The 16,403-nt window shown below is 71.2% G+C and carries 6 protein-coding genes; 2 read left to right on the forward strand and 4 right to left on the reverse strand.

The genetic code is table 11. The annotated features are described in order from the left end of the window. Window positions 1-369 precede the first annotated feature (369 nt). The 4 genes from ACFXI4_RS12470 to ACFXI4_RS12485 are packed head-to-tail and all read right to left on the reverse strand — an operon-like array spanning window position 370 to window position 9,579. Window positions 370-1,461, reverse strand: coding sequence for a DNA helicase (locus ACFXI4_RS12470; protein WP_384989827.1), 1,092 nt, complete (start codon window positions 1,459-1,461; stop codon window positions 370-372). After that, window positions 1,458-3,308 (reverse strand): DrmB family protein, encoded by a 1,851-nt coding sequence (gene drmB / locus ACFXI4_RS12475; RefSeq protein WP_384989828.1) that lies wholly within the window; start codon window positions 3,306-3,308, stop codon window positions 1,458-1,460. Before drmB ends, ACFXI4_RS12470 begins: the two co-directional genes overlap by 4 nt. After that, window positions 3,305-6,430, reverse strand: a complete 3,126-nt coding sequence (locus tag ACFXI4_RS12480; protein WP_384989829.1) for a helicase-related protein — start codon at window positions 6,428-6,430, stop codon at window positions 3,305-3,307. Before ACFXI4_RS12480 ends, drmB begins: the two co-directional genes overlap by 4 nt. 44 nt (window positions 6,431-6,474) lie before the next feature. Then, complete coding sequence (locus ACFXI4_RS12485) at window positions 6,475-9,579, reverse strand: sigma-70 family RNA polymerase sigma factor (protein WP_384989830.1); 3,105 nt, start codon at window positions 9,577-9,579, stop codon at window positions 6,475-6,477. A gap of 111 nt (window positions 9,580-9,690) precedes the next feature. Between ACFXI4_RS12485 and ACFXI4_RS12490 the strand changes: the two genes are divergently transcribed. Further along, complete coding sequence (locus tag ACFXI4_RS12490; protein WP_384989831.1) at window positions 9,691-9,990, forward strand: hypothetical protein; 300 nt, start codon at window positions 9,691-9,693, stop codon at window positions 9,988-9,990. A 108-nt stretch (window positions 9,991-10,098) separates the two neighbouring features. After that, window positions 10,099-16,395, forward strand: coding sequence for a protein kinase (locus ACFXI4_RS12495; protein ID WP_384989832.1), 6,297 nt, complete (start codon window positions 10,099-10,101; stop codon window positions 16,393-16,395). Window positions 16,396-16,403 lie beyond the last annotated feature (8 nt).

Genomic DNA, 16,403 nt, shown 5'->3' on the forward strand with positions numbered 1-16,403 from the left:
AGAGCCCGCACTACGAAGCGGGATCACCATCAGTTACGAACACGCAGGACGGCCACGACCAACAGGTCGAGGCCCTCATCTGCGTATCGCTATGGCGAGTTGCGAGTGTCCGAGGGGGGACTTGCCCACTGACGATACAGTCGTAATCACGCAGGGGACCTCCCCAAAGGGTTGCGTCCTTGCACCGTCCTCCAAACTCGGGCTCGTGCCCAGAGCGGCGACCTCAACACCAAGGTCACGTCACAGAAAATGGATGCCTACAGGCGTTTCGGGACCACCCCGATGACGCGTGGGACCACTTTGGAGGCCCGGCCTGCTCGCGGCGGACCCGACCGGCTCAGTCCGCAACGCCGTGGCGTTCCCCGCCGGTCAGCCACGCAGCAACTCGCTCGACCCTACCTGCGCCAACAGCGGCGGCTCGGATGCGCCCTCGTAGGCGAGATGCAGCTCGCGTCGGGCTCGCGTGGCCATGACGTAGTACTCCATGCGCAGCGCGGCCGAGGTCGGATCAGTGGCGGCGTCGGTGTGCGCGTCGGGGATGACGACGGTGTCGAAGCCGAGGCCCTTGGCGCTTCTCCGATGGACCAGGACGACGCCGGGACGGCCGAGGTCCAGGCGGTGGTAGCGGCCGCCTCCCTTCCAGGCGTCGGAGGTGTAGAGCTGCGGTTTGAGCCTGGGTGCCTTGTTCTGCAGTGTGCCGAGCAGCGAGAACTGCGTGTGCTTGGAGTGGGCTATCACGCCGATGGTGTCCTGCGGGCGCTGCTTGGCGAGCAGCATCACCAGGTCGGCGGCCCCGCGCTGCGGAAGGCGGTGCAGTCGTGCGGGCGGGCCGTCCCGTTCGGGGATCGGAGGCAGACCGGTTCCGGTGTGGAAGTGGGCCGCGAAGGACGCGATCTGCCGGGTGTTGCGGTGGTTGCCGTCGAGTTCGTGGCGCGCGCAGTGGCCCAGGCGCTCGGTGATCTCCGCGAGTGTGGAGTTGGTGTCGGTCAGACGCTGGCACTCGTCCGCGTACACCGTCGTGCGGGCCCCGAGCAGTCGGCACAGGCGGTAGAACTCCGGCGGCAGGTCCTGGCCTTCGTCCACGACGAGGGTGGGTCCGGGCGGCGGGTCGGCCGCCGCGGCCCGCTCGTACAGGGCGGCCCAGTCGAACCACCCGTCCGGACCGCTGGGCGGTTTCCCGCCGTACCACTCGGTGAGCCAGGCGTGCACGGTCCGCACCCGCACGCTCCGGTCCGCGGGACCCAGCGCGTGGACGGCTCCGGCCAGTGCCTGGTGCAGGAGATTGGAATAGGTCAGCAGGACCACCGGCGTTCCGGTCAGGGCGAGCATGACGGCTCGCTGGGCCGCCAGGAGGCTCTTGCCGCTTCCCGGCGGACCGCTGACGAGGTGGTTGCCGTCGAAGGGCAGATCGTCGAGGCAGGAGCGCTGCTCATCGGTAAGGTCGAGATAGGTGACGGTCACATCTCCTCCACGGCGTCGGCGGCCACGGCGCGGGCCGCGGTGACGATGGACTCCAGGTAGCCGGGCACCCGTTCACCGCCGACGACCAGGGCGCGGTCCAGGAGGGTGTTCCCGGTCTCACAGCTGGTCTCGGGGAGCAGCGCGCAGGCGTGGCAGGCCGCACGGTTGAGGTTGCCGAAGCCCTGGCCGGTGTGCTCGGCGCAGAGCGGGTCGGCCGAGCACCAGGCCGCGGCCTCCGTCATCCGGAGCAGGGTCTCGGCGAGTCGGGGCGGTTCACCCTGCCGGACGAGACCGCCGAGGGTTCCCTCCGCGTCTCCTGCGGCCGTGTAGACGAGGATGCCGTACTGATCCTGCTCAGGGCGCGCGTAGACACGTTCACGCAGGCTCGCCGTCGTGTAGCCGGATTCGAAGGAGAGCTGGCGGATCAGCAGGTGCGCGAGGGTGTGCAGGAGTACGAATCGCGGGGACAGCTCAGGACCGGTCAAGGTCTCCAGACGGTCCTTCTGGAAGGAGCGGTCGAGGTCGGCTCGCATGCCGGAGATCCGGCGTCGGACCCGGGTGTCCGCTTCCCAGGCGGCGAGTTCGCTCTTGTCCAGGGTGAGGAAGATGCCCTCTCCGAAGACCTCCACGGCGGGCAGCCATCTCAGGCGCCGCGCGGTGTCGGCGGGGACGACGGTGGCGTCCGGAGACACCCGGGTGAAGCCCGACAGGGCGCGTACCTCCCGGAGCCGGTCGGCGAGGACGATCCGGCCGAACCGGCGGCTGAGGCCCGCCCAGGGGGCCGCGGTCTCGCCGGCCAGACCGAGCGTGGTCTCGCGCAGTGCGAAGTCGCGGGTGGCCGGCGGCGTCGGAGCGGTGAAGGCCGCCCATTCCTCCCGGCTCAGGTCGGGGCGGTCGGGAGTACCGGTCCCGGTGGAGGTCGCGGAGGAAACGGGCCGGCCCGTCTCCTCCGCGAGGAGGGCGTCGAGGAGTTGGTCGTCGGCGCCGGTGTCCTCCTGGATCATCGAGCGGAAGACCCCGGCCCGCGGCGAGTCAGCCCCTCTGCACAGCGACACCCACAGATCGTGCCCGCGTACCCGTGCGGCGAGCGCCTCGTCGGTGACGGCCGGTGCGTCGGTCTCGGGGATGTCGAGCGCCGAATACACGATCGGGTAGTACAGGTTTCCCGCGGTGCGCTGCACCACCTGCACCGGCATCTCGCACTCCACGGCCTCGCTCGCCCGCTGCCAGGGGTTGCGTCCTGAGCAGCGCATGCCGTGCGTACCGAGGATGTCGAGCAGGTCCCGGGCCGCTCCGCAGCCCTTGGCGGTGCAGGCCACGGAGAGCGCTTCGAGTCCTGAGGCGCGTTCGGAGACCAGGAAGCGCAGCTTGTCGCGGTCGCCGCACTGCCGGCGCTCGCCCGCGTCCTGCCGGGAGTGGGCCCAGAACCACCAGTCGACGTCGCTGAGGTGTCCGGCCTGGCAGATCTGCACGAACCGCATGGGCGCGAGTGCCCGCCCCGGCGAGCAGGACGGGCAGCGCGGCGGACGCCCGGGCTTCTCGTCCGCGATACGCCACCTGGTCATGCGCCGACAGGAGCCGCAGAAAAGCCAGGACGGGAAGCGGATGTACGGCGCCCCGGGCGCGTCCGGCGTGTCGAACCGGTCGTTGGCCGTCGCCGGGGCGGCGTAGAAACCGGTCACCCCGAGCCGGGAGGCCAGCCGGGGCGAGTCGACCCGCTGCCTGCCGCGGCTCGGCCAGTCGCCGATTCCGGTCGCGACGAACGACTCGCCCTGGATGTCGAAGACGGCTCCGACCCCGAAGGGCACCACCGTCTGGGACTGGCGTACCCGCAGTGTGCGGCTCACAGGTCGGCTCCCTTCACCATCACCTGGCATTCCCGGTCGACGTTGCGCATCGAGTTGGCCGTCTCCCACAGGCCGTATCTCTGCTCGAAGCTCTTGATGAGGTTGGACTGGCCTTTGCCCTGACTGCGGTAGTACAGCTCGCGGCCGTCCTTGCGTGCTGTGCGCGCTGCTTCCTCCCACTCGGCGAGGAGGTCAGAAAGTTCCTTGCGGACGGCGTCGCCCGCTGCGGGTTCGCAGGCCTCGGCTCGCGCCGCCAGTTCCGCCACGAGGGCCTCCGCATCGGGCAGGTGGTGCAGGATCGCCCCCGCCTGGTTCTCCGCGGCGAGGCCGAGGCGGTGCCGGACGAGGATGACGAGAGCGGCGTGCAGGGCACGGCGCCGCGAGGGCACGGACCACGGAGTGACACTGGTCGGTTCGACATGCCGGTACAGCGAGCGGTGGTACACGTCGAAGGTCTCGTAGTGCGAACGGTCCCGCGGCCTGGTGGCGTTGAAGAAGGTGACGACGAGGCCGGGGACGGCATGCCGGCCGACACGGCTGGTGGCCTGGATGTACTCGGCCGTCGTCTTCGGCTGTCCCTGCATGAGCATCAGTGCCAGCCGCTTCACGTCGACGCCGACGGACAGCATGTTGGTGCAGGGCAGGAAGGACACCGACTCCGGATCGCCCCACGGCCTCTCCAGCCGGTCGAGCAGGACGGGTTGTTCCGCACGGGGCAGGTTGCTGGTCAGCTCCTGCACTTGGTGATCCGCCAACTTCCTCGTCCCCGTACCGGAATCAAGTCCGGCGAGCTGGGCGGGAATGTCATCGGCCGCGGCGGTGACGGTCCGGCCGAGTTCGCGCAGGCTGTGGTGGTAGGCGACGAGCGTCCAGTAGGCGTCCCGGTGTTCTTCGGGTAGCTCCCACGCGCCCTGCAGCAGGGCGGCGGCCACGGCGACGGCGGCGCGGCCCGCCGTGTGTCCCTGGGCCATGACGCCGAGGTAGCGGCGGCCGGGCCGGGAGGTGTCCGGTTCCGCGAAGTACGAGTGGCGGGCGTCGAGCCCGGCGGGCGGGAAGAGCTGGACGCCACCGCCGTAGAGGGCGCGGATCTGTTCCCCTGAGCGGCGGATGGTGGCTGTCGACGCCACGACCTTGGGTCCGATGCCGTCGGCCCTGGTGCACAGCCCCAGCACGGCGGACTCGTACAAGCCGACGGTGGTACCGAGAGGGCCGGTGAGCAGGTGCAGCTCGTCCTGGATGACGAGGGACGGCGGCAGCTGCGTGCCGCCCGCCGCGAAGAGCCGTCCGGCGCGGGGTTCCCATGCCAGTCGGGCGAACTTGTCGACGGTGCCGAGGACGAACGTGGGCGGCCGGTCGTACAGGTGCTCGTCCACCACGGCGACGGGCAGCTCGTCGTGGAAGACGCACTCCTCGCGCGGGCAGAAGAAGGCGAAGGAGTCCGCTCCGGCGCGCACGCCGTAGTCACCGATGTCGGGTGACTTGTGGGCGGGCAGGACGCGGGTGCCGCACCAGGGGCAGCGGTCGAGGATGAACACGTCGTCGGGCCGGGCGGCGGCGCGCACGTCGTCGAAGGCCGCACGGGCTCGTTCGTACGTGTTCGGGGTGGTCGTCTCGCCCACCCACAGGCCGATCGAGAAGGGCTCCTCACCGTAGACGGCAGGGTCCGCCCGGCGGAGGGTTTCGAGGGCACAGACGGTGGTGGCCGCGCGCTGGAACTGTTGCGTGGTGAGCAGGCTCAGGGTGTAGCGGCTGAGGACCGCTGTGCCGCCGCCGTCGGGTTCGCGTCTGCGCAGTGCCATGGTGAAGGCCGCGAGCAACAGGTACGCCTCGGTCTTGCCGCCGCCGGTCGGGAACCAGATCAGGTCGGTGACGGTCCGGTCCCGGTGCCGGGGGTCGGCCACTCCGTCCAGGGCCAGCAGGAAGAACGCCAGCTGGAAGGGGCGCCAGGCGGCGTCCGGAGCCGGTGCCGGGTCCGGGGGTACGGCGTCGCGGCGGGACCGGCGCGTTCCCGCCAGATCCGGGGCGGAGTGGCGCATCTGAAGCGCCATGACGTGGTTGGCGGTGCGGAAGGCGCGCAGCAGTTCGGGCCGGGACGGATCGCAGAGGGTGCGCACGCCGGACTCGATGCGGGTGACGGCGGCGGCGATACGGTCCAGGACGCGGTCTGCGGCGGCGCGTCCCCACTGGGGGATGTCAGCGTTCAACTGCCCCACGTACCAGGCACGGTAGTCGGCGGCGAACTCCCAGAGTTCCTCACGAAGCTGATCGATGGAGACGTCAGCGTCGGCAAGGTGTCCGAGGTTCAGCACCGGGGTGCCGCTGAGTCCCGCTGCCCGTACACCGGTGACTTCCGCCTCCGGCATGACGGCCGCACGCAGCGTCGTGACCTGCTCTCCCGTGTCGTCGTACCGCTCCTCGACCGCGCAACCGTGTCCGACGGCGTGGGTGCGCACGTGCCGGTACTGCAGGCGCAGTTCCTGCTCCTCCGGGTCGCGGCTGGCGAGACGGACACTCGGGTACTGGAGCACCCTGCCGTCGACGGGACGCGCCTCCAGTTCCACTTGGAACAGCATGCGGTCCCAGTGGGCGGCCTTGCCGAGGGCCGGTTCGTGCCGGGCCGCGTTGACCAGCGCCACGGTCACCAGCTGACCGGTTCCGAACGTGCGCCGCCTGATGCGGAGTTCGGCACGCGTGTCGAGGACGGTGACCTCGACGAGGTCGGGGCCGAGGGTGTGCGTCTCGGCCGGCAGCGGGATGCGCTGCCAGCTCCGGCCTCGTTCGCTCGTACCGGAGCGGGTCTCGTAGCGGGCACCGGAACAGCGGATCTCCACGGTGGTGGCGTCGGTGTAGAAGCTGAGGCCGAGCGAGGAGGGCAGCCAGGAGTTCACCTCGGGAACCGGGTCGGCGGCGGGAGCGGTGTCCTCGGCCGCCCGCTCCGTGCCGGCACCGTCCGGTTCCTCGGCGGCCAGGTCCAACTGGCGCCGCAGATCGGCGTCCTGGGGATACAGGGTGCCCATCAGGTACTGCCGGTCCGGCGGGGCGTCGAGCGTCTCCTCGGCGCCCCCCACCGGGCCGACGAGCTGTCTGTGCAGGTAGGCGACGAGTTCCTGTCTGGGATCCATGCTGTTCCTCTGGGAATGCGGGCAGGGCAGGGTGGCGGGCGAGGTCAGGACCGACGCCAGCGGTCTCTGAACGACCCCCGGCCGGCCGCGGCTTCACGCTCGGCGAGCTGCTCCTGCAGTTCGGCGATGCGGGTCAGGGCGTCGTGCTCGGCCTGGGCAATGCGCTGGGCAGCCCGCTGCTCGGCGGCGTCGACCTGCAGCGCCGTCTCTCTGCGGGCTGCCGCGAGGGCACGGCCGCGCTGGTCCAGGTCGGCTTCGACCAGGCTCAGCCGCTCTTCGAGTTCTTCCAAGCGGGCTTCGGCTTCCTCGCGGTACCTGCGCAGACGTCGGTCGCCCTCGTACCCTCGTTGCTCGGCACGGGCCGCACGCTGCTCGGCCTCGGTCAATCGCTGCTCGGCGAGGGTTGCGCGTTGCTCGGCCTCGGTCGCCCGTTGCTCGGCGAGGGTTGCGCGGCGGTCGGCCTCCACCGCCCGCTGGTCCGCTTCGGCCGCCCGCTGCTCGGCCTGGCTCGCGCGCAGGCGCGACATGGCCGCCTGTTGATCGTCGCGGGAGGTGTGCCGAGTGGCGAGGATCAGCTGCTGCTCCAGGCGTTCCGCTTGCTCGGCGGTGGACCGCTGTGCCTCGTGGTGTTCCTCTCTGAGGCGCGCGAGTCTCTCCTCGGCCTGTCCTCGAAGGTGCCGCTCCTGACGGAGCAGCGCGGTGTCCACGCGGCGCAGCAGCGTCTCCTCCAGAGCGTCCAGCTGCCGTGCGGTCTCCGCCTCGGCCGCGGCGGCCCTGTCGTCGGCCGCCTGCCGCGCCCGGCGCTCCTGGGCGAGGTGCTCCTGGTGTTCGAGCCGCACACGCTCCAGCTCGGCGTCGTGGTCACGGCGAAGCCCGGCGACGATCCGCGCGTCGCCAGTGCTCCCCTGGTCCTCTTTCTGGACGGCGACGGACGTTGCCGCCTCGCCCTGGTCTTCAGCGGGCAGCGCGGTGTCCTCTGCCGGGGAGCCTCCCGCGTCGTCCAGCGCCTCATCGTGCCCTGGTACGTGATGGCTCGCCGCCGGCTCGTCAGGACGCGCGACATGGTGGGAGACCGTCTCGACCTGCCCCCTCCCATCGGCCTGCCCGGGTGGGAGGGACCGTCCATCGCTGGACGACGCCTCCTCCGGCACCGCGGGTTCACGATCCGAGGCGCCCGCGGACTCGCCGCCCGAGTGAGCGTCGGACGCGGACGGTGGCTGTTCGGGCTCTTGTCGGCTCGGGAGGCCCGCGACGAGCTCCCGCAGTGCGTCGCGCACGGCGAGCCGGGACTCCGAATTCACCAGCGGCTTCCTGGCCAGGTATGCCGAGGGGGTCAGCCCGACCAGTGCCTCGCACGGCCGCTCGAAGAAGTCCTCGGGCCGGAGCCGGGCCCTTCTCAGCGTGTCGAAGACGCGCTGCAGGACTTCCAGAGCGGCGAGCACCTGGCGGTCCGGCATCCTGCGCTCCCGCGCGGCGCGTACGACGTCCGCTGTGGCCCGGGGACCGAGGATCAGCGCCAGCCGCTCCTGTCCCAGCGCCAGCAGCGCGTATTCAGCCAGCCAGTCGATGCCGCCCTCGAACCTCGCCCCCAGCCGCAAGGCCTTCTCCCAGTCCGAGGTGGGCGACACCGACTCAACCGGGCCGGTCTGCTCGGTCTGCTCGGGCTGTTCGGTCTCGTCGGGATCTTCCCGCTCGGCGTCCCCGACGGCCGCGGTCGGAGGCGTGGGGTCCATGGCACCGTCGTGCGTGTCCGTCCCCGCATCCCTCTGGCTGTCCTCCACCGCCGCGGCCGCCTTCTCGTCGTTCCCGTACGACGGCTCGTCGGCCTGGGGCGCGCTGTCGTCGGGTCGGGACGACGACTCGTCCACCGCGGTGACAGGCTGCGGCTTGCCAAGGGCACGTCGTTTCGTCGGCCGGGCCTGCTTTCCGTCCTCCGCGGCATCCTGCGCGGTCCCGTCCTCGTTCGTGCCGAGGACCCCGACCGTCCTCAGGCGTGCCCTGAACACCGGGAGGGCCTTGCTCTCCACCTGCCGGATGCGCTCGCGGGTCACGCCGAACTCCCGCCCCAGTTCGTCGAGCGTCGAGGGCTCGTCGCCGTCGAGGCTCAGACGACGGACCAGGATCCGGGCGTCGCGCTCGGGGAAGGTGTCCACCACCGCCATGACGGCTTCCATCAGGAGTGCGGTCACCACACCGTGCTCCACCGACGGCAGAGCCTGGCGCTCCCCGACGAAGTCGCCGAGGGTGGTGCCGTCGCCGATGACCCGGTCGAGCGAATCGGTGCGCCGACTCAGCTTTCGGATCTCCTCCACCTTCTGCACGCTCAGGTCACAGAGAACCGCCACGTCGACGGCCCCGGCAGGCCGACCCTGCGCGGCGAGCGTGCGTTCCGCGGCCGCCACCTTGCGCATCTGCTCGTGCATATGGACCGGGACGCGGATGAGGGCGCCCTCGTCCGCGATGGCCCGGCTGATCTGCTGCCGCACCCACCAGGTCGCGTACGTCGAGAACTTGTTGCCCATCGTCGGGTCGAACTTGCGGGCCGCCCGCATCAGTCCGAGCACCCCTACCTGGAACAGGTCTTCGTAGTCCAGCCCCTGCTCCAGGTAGGAACGGACGAGCGCGTGCACCAGCCGCTGGTTGTGCAGGACGAGGCAGTCCCGGGCCCGGATCCTGAGATCGCCGGGCGGCAGCGCGCACAGTTCCGCCTCCTCGGGCTCCTGTGCGACGCGGTCCGCACCGCCGCGCACGAGTACGGCCAGCCCGACCTCGGCCGCCGCGCTGAGGAGGCGACTCTCGGGCCGCGGCTGAACGCGGTCCACGCGCAGCACGAACATGGCGGCCGCCACGGCGTCGGCGAATTCGCCGGTTCCCGGCAGGACCTCCTGCTCCGCCGCTCCCGGCCCACTCTCCGCCGTTCCCGGTTCGCCCTCCGCCGCCTCCGGTTCGCCCTCCGCCGCCTCCGGTTCGCCCTCCGGCGGCGACGTGACCACCTCCGCTGTGTTGGGCTCTTCGGCCCCGGTTTCGGCATCCCTCACCCTTGCCCCGGACCGAAGCTCGTCCGCTTCACGGGCGGTCAGCCCGGCCAGCCGGATCACTCCGTCGAGCGTCTGGGACGTCACATATCCGTCGGCGTCCGCATAGCGCATCAGAAGCGCTCGCACCCGCCCGACACGGGCCGACACATTTTCTTCACGGAATCTTGCAACCTTTTCCGCATCTGGCGAGTCCGCGTCTACATGCACACCTGCGTCACGGACATGCAGACCCAGTCGGGCCAGCTCACTTCGCAGCCGGTCCTGCTCGACCTGGCCGAGCCCCAGGGGGCGCACGTGCCGTGCGAAGGCCGACTCCGGCACGACGCCGTCCACGGCCGCATGCCTCAGTCGAGCCAGCAGCTCCCCGATCGCGACCTTCAAGCCGGGCCCGCCCGCCTCACCGGCGACTCGATCCTGCACGCCACCCACCCCCGTTCGCTTCACGGCGAGATTAAGGGTGGCGTGTTGACGATGTCAACGTATGAATGCTCTGTGCAGCACAAAGTGATTCGTGTACTGTGACGGCTGTCTCACTGTCCGTTCTGACACGATGGGCCGTGCGGCAGCAGACCAGGGGGCGCGTTCCGTTCCGGAACCGCGAGAACGCGAGCAGTAGGCAGAGGAGCGGCAGTGAGCCACGAGCTCGTCGACGGCAGATTCCGCATCGGGCGCGTCATCGGCAGGGGCAACATGGGGGAGGTCCACCGGGCCGAGGACCTGCGTGCTCCCGAGGGCTCGCCCGAGCGCACCGTCGCCGTGAAGACGATCCTGCGTCGCCGCACCGGAGGCCGGATCGACACCGGCGGCGACACCAAGGCCGTGGAGCGCTTCGCCCGCGAAGTGAACATCATGCGCCTGCTGGAGCACCCCAACCTCACCCGGCTCATCGCCGGCGGCATCGCCACGGACTGCGACGACCTGCCCTATCTCGCCATGGAGTACCTGGACGGCGAGTCGCTGCGCGACCTCATCGAGGAGGAGTCACAGCTCCCGGTCGCCTGGGCCGCCGCCATCGGGGCCCAGATCGCCGCCGGCCTCGCCGCCGCGCACGCGAAGGGCGTGGTCCACCGGGACCTGAAGCCCGCCAACGTCATGCTCACGCGGGGCGGCACGGTCAAGGTGCTCGACTTCGGCATGGGCAGCATCGTCGACGACCCGGACCAGACCCGCCTGACCAGCACCGGCGTCAGCGTGGGCACCGCCCGCTACATGGCCCCTGAGCAGTGCCAGGCCAAGCAGGTGACCCAGGCCGCCGACCTGTACGCGCTGGGCTGTGTGCTGTACGAGATGCTGGTCGGTGTTCCTCCGTTCACGAGCGAGTCGGCGTACGAGCTCGCCGAGCGGCATGTCCACCAGGAGCCCAGCCCCGTCCGCGCGATCCGTGGCGACGTCCCCGCCGAACTCGCCCGCCTCGTCGACCGGCTGCTGGCCAAGGACCCGGCGAACCGCCCCGCCGACGCCGTGACCGTACGGGACGCCCTGCTCCCCCTCGCCGTACCGGCGGACGAGACCTGCCTCGTCCCCTCGTGGAGCGAGCAGGACCCGACGCTCCCCCTGCGCGAGGCCGCCCCGGCCCCGGTGACCGTTCCGCCGCGGCAGCCCGCCCCGGTGACCGGCTCCGGCGCCGGCATGGACGTCTTCGGGGTCCACCAGAATCTGATCCGCGACTACCGCTCCTTCACCGAGGGCGGCACCGTCATCCGCGACGAGCGCATCAAGGCCTACGTCGAGAAGGACCTGGATGACAAGTCCCAGTGGCCGAACCCCTGGCTGTCGCTGAACCCGTTCTTCCAGGGCGGCGGCACGGTGGTCGAGCTCGCCCAGCAGAAGGTGCTGCACCCCGAGTGCGCCCGTATCTTCCAGGCCAAGAAGACCGAGGGCGGCAGCGTCTGCGACGGCCGGCCGCTCCTCCTGCACCGGCACCAGCGCGACGCCATCGACGCCGCCGCCTCCGGGGCGTCGTACGTCCTGACGACCGGCACCGGCTCCGGGAAGTCGCTCTCCTACATCGTCCCGATCGTCGACAAGGTGCTGCACGAGCGCGACGAGGAGGGCCCGGACGCTCCGAAGCGTGTTCGGGCGATCATCGTGTATCCGATGAACGCGCTCGCCAACAGCCAGCTGCGGGAGCTGGAGAAGTACCTGCGCGACGGCTACGGCGCGGGCCGTGAGCCGGTCACCTTCGCCCGCTACACGGGTCAGGAGGACGACGAGAAACGCAAGGAGATCCGCGACAACCCGCCGGACATCCTGCTCACCAACTACGTGATGCTGGAGCTGATGCTGACCCGCCCGGCCGACCGGGCGAGCCTCATCAAGATGGCGCGGGGCCTGGAGTTCCTGGTCTTCGACGAACTGCACACCTACCGCGGCCGCCAGGGCGCCGACGTCGCCCTGCTGATCCGCCGGGTCCGCGAGGCCTGCCAGGCGGAGAACCTGCAGTGCATCGGTACGTCGGCCACCATGTCGACGGAGGGCACGCTGGAGGACCAGCGGCAGGTGGTCGCCGGTGTGGCGAGCACGCTGTTCGGCACCACGGTCCGTCCCGAGCACGTCATCGGCGAGACCCTGGTCCGGGCGACCGGCGAGCCGCCCGCCACCGTACCGGCCGAACGCCTCACCTCCCCGGCCCCGCGCGCCTACGACGACCTGGCGCGCGACCCGCTGGCCCGCTGGATCGAGGACCGCTTCGGCCTCGTCGCGGACGACGCCACGGGACGCCTCGTACGTCGGCCGCCGACCCAGATCGAGGTCGCGGCACGCGAGCTGCACGAGACCTCGGGCGTCGACGAGGAGAGGTGCGCGAAGGCGATCCGCGCCACCCTGGAGGCCGGCTCACAGGCGCTCAACCCGCGCAACGAACGGCCGCTGTTCGCGTTCCGCCTGCACCAGTTCCTCTCCAAGGGCGACACCGTCTACGTCACCCTGGAGGACAAGTCCTCCCGCCACCTGACCCGCTCCTACCAGCTCGAACAGCCCGGCAGCGGAGGCAAGTTGCTGATGCCGCTGGCCTTCTGCCGGGAGTGCGGCCAGGAGTACCTGACCGTGTGGCGCACGGAGAAGGACGGCGAGGTCCGCTACGAGGCCCGCCGCGACACCTCGGCGACCGGCGGCCGCCAGGGCGACGGCTACCTCTACGTCGACCACGAGCGCGAGTGGCCGTCCAACGTGCAGTACGCGGTGGACGACCGCCGACTGCCCGAATCCTGGCTGGAGTTGGACGACAAGGGCCAGGAGGTCGTCAAGCGCGCCTACCGCGACCGGGTGCCGAGGGCCGTCACCGTCGACACGTTCGGCCGCGAGGGTCAGGGCGAGCTGAAGGCCGCGTTCATCCCGTCGCCGTTCCTGTTCTGCCTGCACTGCGGTGTGGCGTACGAGCAGACGCGCGGCCGGGACTTCGCCAAGCTGGCGACGCTGGACCAGGAGGGCCGCTCCTCCGCGACCTCGCTGGTCTCGGCGTCGATCGTCCGCTCGCTGAAGTCGGTGCCGGAGGAGGCCCTCGACAAGAAGGCGCGCAAGCTCCTCACCTTCGTCGACAACCGGCAGGACGCCTCCCTCCAGGCGGGCCACTTCAACGACTTCGTGCAGATCACCCAGTTGCGCGGGGCCCTGTACCGGGCGGCGCTGGACGCCGGCGACGACGGCCTGCACCACGAGGAACTGGCCTCGGCGGTGACCAACGCCCTCGCCGTCGCACCCGCCGACTACACCGGCGAGGCCGACCTGCCGCCGTCGCTGGCCCGCAACGCGGCCCGCACGCTGCGGGACGTGATCGCCTTCCGGCTCTACCTGGACCTGGAGCGCGGCTGGCGCATCACCATGCCCAACCTGGAACAGACGGGTCTGCTGGAGATCGACTACGAGGACCTGGGCTGGGTCGCCGCCAAGCAGGACCGCTGGGAGGGCACGCACCAGGCGCTGCGGGACGCCGACCCGGCGCTGCGGGCCGAGGTCATGAAGGCGCTGCTCGACGAGATGCGCCGCTCCCTCGCCATCGACGTGTCGTACTTCCGCGACGACACCTTCGACTCCCTCCAGCGCGCCAGCGAGGAGCGGCTGGTGGACCCGTGGGTGCTCTCCTCCGCGGACAAGCCCCGGATCGGCACCGCCTTCCCGCACCCGTCCCGGCCCGGCACGGACCGTGCGAGCCTGTTCCTCTCGGCGCGCGGCAAGTACGGCAAGTACCTGCGGCGCACGGACCGTGCCTTCCACGGTCTGGACCAGGACGACCTCCAGCTGATCATCGCCGAGCTGCTGAAGGTGCTGACCAAGGCGGGCCTGGTGAAGGAGGTGGAGGCCGCCCCGCAGCGCACCGGCCGCTACCGCCGGACGTCGTCCGGCGCCACGACCGGCTACCGGGTGGCCGCCCAGTCGCTCGTCTGGCGTGCCGGCAAGGGCGAGTCGGGCGCGCACGACCCGCTGACCCGCACCTACCAGAGCGGTGACGGCCCGCGCATCAACACGTTCTTCCTCAAGCTGTACCGGGAGACCGCCGACGCCCTGTCCGGCCTGTACGCCCGCGAGCACACCGCCCAGGTGTCCCCGGAGGACCGCGAGGCGCGCGAGGAGGCCTTCCGCAAGGCGGAGCTGAAGCTCCTGTACTGCTCTCCCACGATGGAGCTGGGCGTCGACATCTCCGAGCTCAACGCGGTGATGATGCGCAACGTGCCGCCCACGCCCGCCAACTACGCCCAGCGTTCGGGCCGCGCGGGCCGCAGCGGCCAGCCCGCGCTGGTGACGACGTACTGCGCGACGGGCAACAGCCACGACCAGTACTACTTCCGCCAGCCCTGGCGCATGGTGGCGGGCGCGGTGGCCCCGCCCCGTCTGGACCTGGCCAACGAGGACCTGGTCCTCTCCCACCTCCAGGGCATCTGGATCGCCGAGGCCGGCCTGCGCCTGGGCCGTTCCGTCCCCGACGTGCTCGACGTGTCGTACCCGGACTCCGGCGACCGCCCGGACCCGGCCCTGCACCTGCTGCCGGACATCCGGGACGCGGCCCACGACGACGGCGCCCAGCGGCGCACGGTGAACGCGGCACTGCGCGTCCTCGGCCCGCTGTTCGGGGACTTCGCGGACACGACGTGGTGGCACGACGACTGGATCGACGACAAGGTGCGGACCGTCGCCGAGCGCTTCGACCGCGCCTTCGACCGCTGGCGCAGCCTGTTCCGGGCCGCGCTGGACGACCAGTACGTCCAGAACAAACGGCGCCTGGACTACAGCCTCACCGAGGGCGACCGCATCCGCGCCAACGCCCGCCGCCGCGAGGCCGAGACACAGCTCAACCTCCTCATGAACGAGAGTGCCGACAGCAAGTCGGTCCTCTCCGACTTCAACCCCTACCGCTACCTGGCCTCCGAGGGCTTCCTGCCCGGCTACAGCTTCCCGCGCCTGCCGCTGGCCGCGTACATCCCGACGATCGGCCGCCGCCGCGGCGACGGCGACTACCTCCAGCGCCCCCGCTTCCTCGCCATCCGCGAGTTCGGCCCCGGCGCGCTGATCTACCACGAGGGCGCCCGCTACCAGGTCACCCGCATCCAGCTGCCGCCGGACTCCTCCGGCGAACTGACCACGGGCGAGGCCCGCCGCTGCGCGCACTGCGGCTACCACCACGAGCCCAAAGAACGCGAGGACCGCTGCGGCTTCTGCAACGAGCCCCTCGGCGCCGCGACCTACGGCCTGCTGCACCTGCACACCGTGTACACCACCCGCCGGGAGCGGATCTCCTCGGACGAGGAGGAGCGGCGCCGGGCCGGTTTCCGGCTGGAGACGTCGTACCGCTTCCACGACCACGGCATCCGCAAGGGCCGCCTCAACGCGACGATCGCCGACCCGGACGGGCAGCTGGCGCAGATCGCCTACGGCGACTCCGCGACCGTCCGCATCACCAACACCGGCCGGGTGCGCGCCCGTACGGACGAGCCGCCGGGCTACTGGCTGGACCTGGCCGACGGCCGCTGGATGAAGGACAAGGACGCGGCCGAGGCGGTCGGCGACTTCAGTGAGCTGCCGCCGGTCGACGAGGACGGCAACGAGCGGCGCCGCAAGAAGCGGGTCATCCCGTTCGTGGAGGACCGCCGCAACATCCTCGTCGTCACCCTCGACGAGGCACTGCCCGAGCCGATCGCGCTCACCCTGATGTACGCGCTGGAGCGGGGCATCGAGGCCGCCTTCGAGCTGGAGGACGCCGAGTTGTCCAGCGAACTGCTGCCGCCGGACGACGGCCCCAGGCGCCGCATCCTCTTCATGGAGGCGGCGGAGGGCGGCGCCGGTGTGCTGCGCCGCCTCCAGGCCGAGGACGACGCCGTTGCCAAGGCGGCCTGCCGCGCCCTGGAGATCTGCCACTTCTCGGCGGACGGCAAGGACGAGGGCGACGAGGAACACCGCCCGGGACGGGCCTGCGCGCGCGGCTGCTACGAGTGCCTCCTCACCTACGGCAACCAGCTCGACCACGCCCAGATCGACCGGCACACGGTGGCCGCCCTGCTGGTGCGGTTCGCGTCGTCGGCGGCGGCCCGCGCGTCACGCGGGGAGTCCCGGTCGGAGCAGTACCGGCGGCTGCTGGCCGAGTCCCCCGCTGATCCCACGCCGGTCGAGGCGTCGGCGTCCGCACTGGCCGAACTGGCCGCGCAGGGCGACTTCCTGGGCTGGGCGAAGGCACGCGGCCTGCGGCTTCCGGACGAGAAGGACGTGTTCCTGACGGAGGCGAACGCGGCACCGGACTTCGTCTACCGGCTGCCGGGCGCGAACGTCGCCGTGTTCGTCGACGGCCCGGACGCCGAGGCTGACGCGATGCGAGACGCCGACGCCGAGGAACGGCTGTTCGACGCCACCTGGGACGTGGTCCGCTTCCCGCACGGCGCCGACTGGGACGCCATCGCCGCCGCCAACACCCGCTACTTCGGCTCCCCGGCCGCCAACTAGGCGCTCAC

Source organism: Streptomyces sp. NPDC059224, assembly GCF_042754285.1.
Taxonomy (GTDB): domain Bacteria; phylum Actinomycetota; class Actinomycetes; order Streptomycetales; family Streptomycetaceae; genus Streptomyces.